Source organism: Candidatus Paceibacterota bacterium, from assembly GCA_028716825.1.
Taxonomy (GTDB): domain Bacteria; phylum Patescibacteriota; class Minisyncoccia; order Minisyncoccales.
The window spans coordinates 1-9,447 of the sequence record JAQUPA010000020.1 but is presented as its reverse complement, the minus strand read 5'-3'; the positions used below and the strand labels follow the sequence as shown (position 1 = coordinate 9,447).

Below are 9,447 nucleotides of genomic sequence, written 5' to 3'. Positions count from 1 at the left end.
AGAAGAGGGTACTCTCTATAAACAGTTAACCAGTATGGAAAAACAGCTAGAGAGTCAGAGATATAAAGAAGACCAGTGGCAGGCTAATAAAGCAAGAGCATATGCATCGAAAGAGAGACAAGAACAGGAATTAGAAAAAAAAAGGATTCAAGAAGAATCGGCTAAAGCAAAACAACAATGGGGTGGTGGGCCTTCAACAGGCCAGAAATAATTAAGGTTTTTTAATTTGGAAAAATGAAATCTCAAGAAATTAGAGATAAGTTTTTGCGATTTTTTGAAAAAAGAGGGCATAAAGTAATGCCTTCTTCTTCGTTAATTCCAGAGGATAGAACAGTACTTTTTACAACCGCTGGAATGCAGCAGTTTAAAAAATATTATTTAAATCCAAAAGAAGCGCCGGCCTCTCGCGTAACAACAATTCAAAAATGCTTCAGGACTTCTGACATTGAAGAAGTTGGAGACAAAACCCATCTTACCTTTTTTGAAATGATGGGAAATTTTTCTTTTAATGATTATTTCAAAGAAGACACGATAAAATGGGCTTGGGAATTTTTGGCAGGAAAGGAAGGGTTAAAAATAGATAAAAAAAGAATTTCGGCAACTTATTTTAAAGGCGATAAAGAAAAAGTAATTTCAGAGGACAAAGAATCCCTTGAAATTTTAAAGAAAATAGAAGGCCTTTCTAAAATTGAACCGCAAGGTTTTAAAGATAATTTTTGGTCCTTGGGAACCGAAGGAAGCCCTGGAGGTCCTACAGTAGAATTTTACATTGATGGAGTTGAGATTTGGAACTTGGTATTTAATGAATATATTTTTGAAAACGGAAAATATAAACCAAGTGAATTTAAAGGCGTTGATACTGGAATGGGGCTTGAAAGATTAACTGCGATATTACAAGAAAAAGACAATGTTTTTGAAACCGATTTGTTTATACCAATTTTTACTTCACTTGAAAAAGAACTGAAACAAAACCCAAAGATTTTAAGAATAATATCTGATCATATAAAAGCAAGTTGTTTTTTGATTGATCAAGGAATTATACCTGCTAGTAAGCATAAAAAAGGCGAGATATCAAGAGGTTCTGTGTTAAGAACATTATTAAAAAAGTCTATAATATATGCAAGCTTGGCCTCAAAAGAAAATTGGTATTTTCAGCCAATTAAAGAGACAATAAAAATATATAAATATATTTATCCTGGGTTAAAAATAAACGAAGAAAAAATTATTAAAGTTATTCAAACTGAAGAAAAAGATTTTACTAAAAAAATGGAGGAAGCAATGGAAGTTTTAGTTGTTAGTATAGAGCCTATTAAAAAAGCTCAAGAAGCATTTATAAAATCAATAAATCAACCAATGCAAGATTTTAAAAAGATGATTGATAAATCGCTTGTTCCCCTTCAAAACCTAGGGAAAGAATTAAAACATAGTGAGAAAAAAATGGTACTAGCTGTTGATTCTTTTCGGAATCAAATAAAAAACATAAACGACCTTAAGGAAGCTTTCGACAGAATGATATCGCCTTTATTTTTTGATTTACATCAAAGCTTCGGTCTTCCAATCAATATATCTATTCAAGAAGCCAAAAAAAGGGGTTTAAAAGTTAATGAAAAAGTCCTTAAAAACGCGATAGACCAAGAAGCAAAGAAACACCAGGAAATTTCACGAAAAGGTGCTGATAAAAAATTTAAAGGCGGGTTGGCGGATGAAAGTTATGAGACAATAAAACTTCATACAACAGCGCATTTATTGTTACAGGCGTTACGAGAGGTTTTTGGCGAGCACGTCGTTCAGAAAGGTTCAAATATTACCCAAGAGAGATTAAGATTTGATTTCTCGTACTCAGAGAAATTAACTGACGAACAAATCAAAAAAGTAGAGGACTTAGTTAATAAAAAAATAAAAGATAAATTACCGGTAAGCTGTCAGGAAATGACATTAGAAGAAGCCAAAAAAAAAGGCGCAATGGGAGTTTTTGAAGAACGTTATGGAGATAAAGTTAAAGTTTACAGTGTGGGGGATTTTTCAAAAGAAATTTGTGGGGGACCCCATATTAAAAACACGCGTGAACTTGGCGAATTTAAAATAAAAAAACAAGAAAGCGTCGGTGCTGGAATTCGTAGAATAAAAGCCGTGCTTTTATAAATCAAATGATACAAAACATAAATAGCCCATCTTTTTTTTATTTTGTTCTTTCTTGTCTTTATTTTTTTACACCCGGTCTTATTACTAATATGATGGCGTCTTTAACTCGTCGAATTCCATTTCTTAAAAAATTTGACAAGCCTCTTGATTTTGGAAAGACGATAAACGGAAAAGTAATTCTTGGCGTTTCAAAGACATGGAGAGGATTTACTTTTGGTCCTCTTTTTGGTTTTCTGGTTATTTTTTTACAGGCTTATCTTTACCGCTATGATTTTTTCCAAAAGATTAGTTTTATAAATTATAATACTATTAATATTCTGCTTTTTGGTTTTTTGATGTGTTTTGGCGCAATGTTTGGCGATGCGTTTTTTTCTTTTTTTAAACGTCGTTTTAACATCAAGCCCGGCACTCCCTGGATACCATTTGATCAGTTAGATTTTGTTATTGGCGCTTTTTTATTTTTAACTCCATACTTAAATTTTTATTTGCATCTTAACTTTGGTATTTTGCACTGGGTTTTTATAATGGCAATATCTTTCCTTTTGCATGTTGTTACAAATAACATAGGTTATTACACTGGCATTCAGAAAAATAGATGGTAAAATATATTTATATTATTAATAAGAAACAAAAAAGTTATGCCAAAAAATAAAAAAATTGAAACAGGAGATAATTTAGAAGATACAGTCGAAGCAATAAAAGATAAATTTGGAGAGGGGGCTATAATGAAGCTTGGAGAGGTAAAAGCAGTTGATGTTGAGGCTATTCCTACCTCATCAATTACATTAAACCTTGCCCTTGGTATTGGTGGTTTTCCAAAGGGGAGAATAATTGAAGTTTTTGGGCCAGAAAGCTCTGGAAAAACAACTGTAGCATTACATGCAATCGCTGAAGTTCAAAAGAAAGGAGATATTGCGGCATTTGTTGATGCAGAACACGCCTTAGATCCTGATTATGGAAAAAGAATTGGCGTTAAAGTAAACGATCTTTTAATTTCACAGCCAGACACAGGTGAACAAGCCTTGGATATTGTAGAGACTCTCGTAAGATCCGGAAAAGTTTCTTTAATTGTTGTTGACTCGGTGGCTGCATTGACTCCTCGTTCTGAAATTGAGGGAGAAATGGGGGATCAGCAAATTGGATTACAGGCAAGATTAATGTCACAGGCTCTAAGGAAATTGACAGCAATTGCTGCAAAATCTGGAACTGCAATTATATTTTTGAACCAAACCAGAATGAAAATTTCAACATTTGGTTTTGGAAATCCAGAAACTACTCCTGGCGGTAAAGCCCTTAAGTTTTATGCATCAGTTAGGGTGGATTTAAGACCAATTGCAAAAATTAAGAGAGGCGAAGATATAGTTGGAAATCGCATTAAGGTAAAGATAGTTAAAAATAAAGTAGCCCCCCCTTTCAGGACCGGCGAATTTGATATTATTTATAATGAAGGTATTTCAAGATATAGTGATGTTATAAACGCCGGAGTAAAATATGGCGTTGTAAATAAAAAAGGGAACACTTTTGAATTTGAGAGTACAAAGCTTGGAAGTGGATTAGAAAAAGCAAAATCATTTCTTTCAGATAATCCTAAAATAGCTAAACAAATTGAGAAAAAAATTATAGAAAAATGGCAGCAGGAACGAAAAGAATAAAAAAAGAAAAATCAGCAGGCGCAATTATTTTTCGCAAAGGGGGTGGTAAAATTTACTACCTTCTTTTACATTATGAAGCCGGTCATTGGGATTTTCCCAAGGGTCATGTTGAGGAAGGCGAGAATGAAAAAACAGCCTCTTTAAGAGAAATTAAAGAGGAAACAAGTATAGAGGAAATTGATTTTATTGAAGGATTCCGGGAAAGGATAACTTATTTTTTTAAAGAAAGTTACAAAAAAAAGAAAGGGCCACTTATTTTTAAAGAAGTTATTTTTTATTTAGCAGAAACAAAAGACAAAGAAGTGAAAATTTCCCATGAGCACATAGATTTTGCTTGGTTATTATACGACGAAGCTTTTAAAAAAATAACCTTTAGGAATGCTAAAGAAATTTTAAATAAAGCTAATAATTTTCTTTTAGAATATAAATTTAGTCAACAGAAGATAGATTTCAAATAATAATAATGATGCTAGAAAAAGTAAAAACAAAAAAACAAGATTTTAAAAGATATAGAGGACTTATTAGTGAGGTTCTTTTTGCGGAAGTTAAAAAATTAGCAAGAAAATTGCGAGATTTAAAAGTCGTTCATGTAAATTCAACCCCAGAAGGCGGGGGAGTAGCCGAAATTTTAAAAACACTTGTTCCTTTAATGGAAAACGTGGGGCTTTGTGCAGAATGGTATACAATTCCGGGGGATGAGGAATTTTTTGATAAAAAGTTTCTGCATGATTCTTTGCAGGGCGCAAAGAAAAACATACCAGATGATTTTTTTGATTATTATCTTTCTCATTTAGAAAATATTGCAAAACTTTTTAATGATATTAAAGCAGATGTTTGGGTAATACACGATCCTCAACCTGCAGGATTGATTAAATTTGTGCCTCACATGCATCCTGCAATTTCTCGTTTTCATATAGATACTTCTTCTCCAAATAAAAAAACTTTTGATTTTTTTCTGCCAATTTTAGAAGCTTATGATAAAATAATTTTTAGCGCAGAAGATTTTGCTTGCAAGGAAATTCCAAAGGATAAAATTAATATTTTTCAACCAGCTATTGATCCTTTCTCACTAAAGAATAAAACAATGTCAAGCACTCAAATAAAAACTATACTTAAAAAATTAGGAATTAATTCAAAAAAACCTTTAATTTCTCAAATTTCAAGATTTGACCTATGGAAAGATCCTCTAGGCGTTTTAAAAGCATATAAAATAGCAAAAAAGAAAGTTCCAGAATTACAACTTGTACTCGCTGGTATTTTTTTAGCAAAGGACGATCCCGGAAGTGAGAAAATGTATAAAGAAATTAAAAAAAGAACAATTAAAGAGAAAGATGTTTTTTTATTTGGAGAACCCAAAACCACAAAAGGAATAGATGTAGATATTTTCGTGAATGTAATCCAAAGAGCATCAAATGTTGTTTTGCAAAAATCAATAAAAGAAGGATTTGGTCTTACAGTTACCGAAGCGATGTGGAAAGGGAAGGTTGTTATCGGTGGAAATATCGGAGGCATTAAAAAACAAATAAAAAATGAAGAAAATGGATTTTTAGTAAAGTCACCTGAGGAAACTGCAAAAAAAATTATAAAAATAATTGAAGATAAAAAACTTAGAAGAAAAATAGGAAGAAAGGCGAGGGAATCTGTAAAGGAAAATTTTTTAATGTCAAGACTACTAAGAGATTATCTTTCTTTATTTAGAGAAATAATGTAATTTTTATATTATGCGTTCCAATTTTAAAATAAGAGTCTACGAGATTGTAAAAGGGATAGACAGAGGTAAAGTGATGACATATAAAGAAGTCGCAGATGTTGCGGGATTTCCAGGGGCGTGGCGGGCTGTTGGCAGTGTTTTGAACAAAAATAAAAATCCTAAAATTCCCTGCCATAGAGTTATAAGGTCAGATGGGAAGCTTGGGGGTTATAATAAAGGGTTAGACCTTAAGAAGAAAATACTTCAAGAAGAAGATTTTAGGAATGAAATATAAAATATCAAAAAATCCGCTCCTTGGAGCGGATTTTTTATTTTTCTTTTACAGTTTCTATTATTTTTTTGAAAATTTCGGGATGATTTTTTGCAATTTCTGAAAGTATTTTTCTGTCAATTTCTATTTTTTTCTTTTTCAGAAGATTGATAAATTTACTATAAGAAAGGTTTTCTTTTCTCACAGCAGCATTAATTCTTATTTGCCAAAGACTTCTTCTTTCTCTTTTTTTTCTGCGTCTATCTCTGTATTGATATGACTTGGCATGCATTAAAGCTTCTTTAGCTTGTCTATATCTTGTTTTTCTTGACCATTTAAAACCCTTAGCTTCTTTTAAAGCTTTTTTTCTTTTTTTCTTTGCCGTTATTGATCTTTTTACTCTAACCATAGTATTTATTTTTTAGATTTTTTTCTGGGAGCAAATTTTAATGCCTGTTTAATTTTTTTTGCTGTTTTTTTGTCGAGCTCCACAAATTTTCTTTTTTGTCTGATTTGATTCCCTGTTTTTTTTGCTCTGAAGTGGTTTTGCCCTGGCATTCTATGCAAGACCTTTCCTGATTTTGTAATTTTAAAACGTTTTGTAATTGATTTTCTTGTTTTCATAATATTTTATTTCTTTGATATTATTATTTCCATTCCTCTTGGATTTCTTTTTATTTCACCCTCTTTTTTTAAGGGCATTTTTGTGTTTATATTTCCAAAAACAGTCTCGAGTTTTTCTCTTGCTAAATTAGATAAGGCTTTTTCTCTTCCCCTAAGGAAGACTTCGATTCTAGCTTTATAGCCCTTTTCTAAAAATTTCTTTGTTTGATTTATTTTAGTCTCAAGATCATGTTCAGAAATCCTAAGTGATATTCTAATATTTTTTAATTTTCCAATTTTTGCCCCTTTCCTTTTCTTTTTTGCTTTTTTTTCTTCCTGATACATGTATTTTCCAAGATCCATTACCTTACAAACTGGAGGATTACTGTTTCTTGAAATTTCTATTAAATCCAAACCACACTCCTTTGCATATTGGAGTGATTCTTCAAGAGAAAGAACTCCTAAATTTTCTCCTTCTTTGCCTATAACCCTAATTTCTCTTTCTGTTATTTGATTGTTGACCCTTGGTTTTCTCAGATTAGTATCTGTAATTACAAGCGTTAAAAGCTTTATTTGGAGATGGCGAGAGTTGAACTCGCGTCCAGAAAGTAATCAGCATAGAATCTACAGGTTTATTCCAGTTTTTTTATCGTAAACTTTGAACTGGACAAAAAATTTACGATTTTGCTTGTTCTTTTCGATAGACTTTTCCAAGCTAAAAAGTTATCTATCTTGAAATTATAAACCCCGTTTTTTTATCAAGAATCAAAAAACAGAGCACCTTGCTTAAAATTAAGCAAGAGATAAAGCTGGAACGCTAAATAGCGAAGCTACAGCGCTTTTTGCTTTTTGAATTAAGTTTGCACTTAATATTTTTTTGGGTTTTAAAGAGCCCAAACTCTACCTGCATCTATTTTGAAAAAAATTCTGTCGATTCCCATCACCCCCTTTTATAAATTTTCTTTCGTTTCTCTTTCCATCTCTCTTTTTATATCCCTTTCTTTCTTTTTTTCTTTTTTCTGAAATTTCTTTTTGCTTTTTGCAAGAGCTATCTCTATCTTTATTTTGTACCCCTTATTATATACCCGAAGAGGAATTAATGTCAATCCTTGTTGTTTTGATTTGCCGATTAAAGTGTTGATTTCTTTTTTCTTTAAAAGTAGTTTTCTTCTGCGTGTCGGCTCGTACTCTTTTGGCGTGTTTTTTGGCTGATATGGACTAATAGAGGCGTTTAACAAGTAAATTTCTCCCCTACTTTCAATTACAAAAGAGCCTCTAAGTGAAATTTTCCCATTTTTAATTGATTTTACTTCAAAACCAAAAAGCTCAATACCAGCTTCGTATTTTTCAATTATTTGATAATCAAAAAAAGCTCTTCTATTTTTTGCGAAAATTCTCATGTAGCTTATAATATTTTATCATCTAATAAAATATAACAAAAGAAACGTGTTAAAAGAAAAAAAATTGGGAAATATCGGAGAAGATATCGCAAAGGAATATCTTTTAAGTAAAAAGTATAAAATTTTAGAAAGAAATTTTAGGAGGCCTTGGGGCGAGATTGATATTATCGCAGAAAAAAACAAGAAAATTATTTTTTTTGAAGTAAAAACTCTTCGATATTTTTCTGATGAGTTCTATTTTTTACCAGAAGAGCAAGTTGGTTACCAAAAAAGAGTTAAAATTATAAGAACAGCAAGACTTTATCTTTCGGAGAAAAAAATTCCTAATGAATGGCAGATTGATGTAATTGGAATTCAATTTACTAAAGAGAATAAGTGCCGCCTAAGACACACAAAAAACGCGATTGTAGATTAAGAAAGTAGAAGTTCTTTTTATAAGATTTCTAATTTGTGTCTCTAAAATTGCGCTGGGCTTTAATTTACCTTCTTCTCCTGGAGGTGTTGTAGGAGTGGTGGTTGGTGCTGGCGTTGGAGTGGGAGTTGGCGTTGGAGTGGGAGTGGGAGTTGGAGTTGGAGTGGTTTTAGGTTTAGTTTTTTTAGTTCCAGTATTATTTTTTTTCTCCTCTTTTTCTTCGTCTTCCTGGAGAGAAAAACCATTAATCGGTTTTTCCCATCTCCAAAGTTGAGGATCATTTCTGTTTATTGAGTTTCCCCTTGGGTTATTTTTATCAAGATACCATAAAATACAATGTTTCCCCAGCAAGTAACCATCTAAAATTGCTTTTCCAGTTCTTACTTTTTTATATTGTGGGAACGCAACTTTTGATTCGTTTCTTGTTGCCTCTTTCATAAAGCTATTCCATACAGGGGCTGCTACATTTGAACCATCGGACCCGCGGTACATTGGCTCGTTGTGGTTATTTCCAATCCAAACACCAGTAACTAAATTTCGAGTATAGCCCACAGTCCAAACATCAGTTACTTTACCGTTTTTAGTTGCCGCAGTTCCTGTCTTTACCGCCGCCCATTTTCCTAAGTTTAAATAGGAACTCCATCCAAACATTGGCGATCTTAAGTTATTGTCAGAGAGAATGGAATTTATTTGTTGAGCTACTGTTTTATCAAGAACTTTCACTTTTGACGTTTTATTTTCCCATATTACTTTTCCGTTACGATCTTCAATTTTAACAATGTGGGTTGGTAGGATTCTGTAGCCTTCGGTAGCGAAAGTTCCAAACGCAGATACTAGCTCAAGCGGCACTATGCTTTTTCCGCCAATAGCCATTGAGAAATCAAGATTTCTTGAATCAATTTTTTCATCAAAACTATCTAGCATTCCCATGCTTTTTGCTACCTCGGCTGTATTTTTAACGCCAGCAAGATATAAGGTTTTAACAGCTGGTATATTAAGACTTTGTGCAAGTGCTTCTTTCATTTTTATTGGTCCTCTTTGTTTCGCGTCATAGTTGTCGGGTGAATAATTTCCAAAATCAGTCTTTACGTCCCACAGTATAGTGTCCGGGGTATAGCCCTTTTTAAAAGCAGAAGCGTAGACAATTGGCTTAAAAGCAGAGCCTGGCGACTGAAAAGAAAGGGACTGAGTCGGCGTCCATATATTTACTTGAGAGGTGGCGAAATCTCTTCCTCCGACCATCGCTAAAATTTCTCCGTTATTTGGATTTATCGAAA

At 32.6% G+C, this 9,447-nt stretch carries 13 protein-coding genes and 1 other RNA gene; 8 read left to right on the top strand and 6 right to left on the bottom strand.

The genetic code is table 11. From position 1 onward, the window contains the following. From PHI88_03355 to PHI88_03325, 7 genes are all read left to right on the top strand, one after another. Positions 1-211 (top strand): hypothetical protein (locus PHI88_03355; protein ID MDD5552164.1); only part of this gene is annotated, 211 nt, incomplete at its 5' end. 23 nt (positions 212-234) lie between these two features. Continuing rightward, positions 235-2,142 (top strand): alanine--tRNA ligase-related protein, encoded by a 1,908-nt coding sequence (locus PHI88_03350; protein ID MDD5552163.1) that lies wholly within the window; start codon positions 235-237, stop codon positions 2,140-2,142. 5 nt (positions 2,143-2,147) lie between these two features. Further along, positions 2,148-2,744 (top strand): CDP-archaeol synthase, encoded by a 597-nt coding sequence (locus tag PHI88_03345; GenBank protein ID MDD5552162.1) that lies wholly within the window; start codon positions 2,148-2,150, stop codon positions 2,742-2,744. Between the two features lie 36 nt (positions 2,745-2,780). After that, entirely contained in the window at positions 2,781-3,794 is a 1,014-nt protein-coding gene (recA, locus tag PHI88_03340; GenBank protein MDD5552161.1) for a recombinase RecA, read from the top strand. Then, entirely contained in the window at positions 3,791-4,252 is a 462-nt protein-coding gene (locus tag PHI88_03335; protein MDD5552160.1) for a bis(5'-nucleosyl)-tetraphosphatase, read from the top strand. Before recA ends, PHI88_03335 begins: the two co-directional genes overlap by 4 nt. A gap of 5 nt (positions 4,253-4,257) precedes the next feature. Continuing rightward, positions 4,258-5,505, top strand: coding sequence for a glycosyltransferase (locus PHI88_03330; protein MDD5552159.1), 1,248 nt, complete (start codon positions 4,258-4,260; stop codon positions 5,503-5,505). Between the two features lie 10 nt (positions 5,506-5,515). Next, on the top strand, positions 5,516-5,779 hold the full coding sequence (locus tag PHI88_03325; GenBank protein MDD5552158.1) for an MGMT family protein: 264 nt from the start codon (positions 5,516-5,518) through the stop codon (positions 5,777-5,779). A gap of 34 nt (positions 5,780-5,813) precedes the next feature. On the opposite strand, the gene rplT is transcribed toward PHI88_03325, so the two are convergent. From rplT to smpB, 5 genes are all read right to left on the bottom strand, one after another. Continuing rightward, positions 5,814-6,164 carry a 50S ribosomal protein L20 gene (gene rplT, locus PHI88_03320; protein ID MDD5552157.1) on the bottom strand — a complete coding sequence of 117 codons (351 nt, stop codon included), beginning with the start codon at positions 6,162-6,164 and terminating at the stop codon, positions 5,814-5,816. A gap of 5 nt (positions 6,165-6,169) precedes the next feature. Beyond that, positions 6,170-6,379: a 50S ribosomal protein L35 gene (locus tag PHI88_03315; protein MDD5552156.1), complete on the bottom strand. Its 210-nt coding sequence runs from the start codon at positions 6,377-6,379 to the stop codon at positions 6,170-6,172. Between the two features lie 6 nt (positions 6,380-6,385). Further along, positions 6,386-6,895, bottom strand: a complete 510-nt coding sequence (gene infC / locus PHI88_03310; protein MDD5552155.1) for a translation initiation factor IF-3 — start codon at positions 6,893-6,895, stop codon at positions 6,386-6,388. Between the two features lie 36 nt (positions 6,896-6,931). Continuing rightward, positions 6,932-7,306: a transfer-messenger RNA gene (gene ssrA, locus PHI88_03305) on the bottom strand. A gap of 2 nt (positions 7,307-7,308) precedes the next feature. Then, positions 7,309-7,758 (bottom strand): SsrA-binding protein SmpB, encoded by a 450-nt coding sequence (gene smpB / locus PHI88_03300; GenBank protein ID MDD5552154.1) that lies wholly within the window; start codon positions 7,756-7,758, stop codon positions 7,309-7,311. A gap of 46 nt (positions 7,759-7,804) precedes the next feature. Here smpB and PHI88_03295 point away from each other — a divergent pair, with 46 nt between their 5' ends. Next, complete coding sequence (locus PHI88_03295) at positions 7,805-8,173, top strand: YraN family protein (GenBank protein ID MDD5552153.1); 369 nt, start codon at positions 7,805-7,807, stop codon at positions 8,171-8,173. Here the strand turns inward: PHI88_03295 and PHI88_03290 are convergent. Continuing rightward, a partial coding sequence (locus tag PHI88_03290) for a penicillin-binding transpeptidase domain-containing protein (protein ID MDD5552152.1) occupies positions 8,141-9,447 on the bottom strand: 1,307 nt, incomplete at its 5' end. The two genes, PHI88_03295 and PHI88_03290, sit on opposite strands and share 33 nt — an antisense overlap.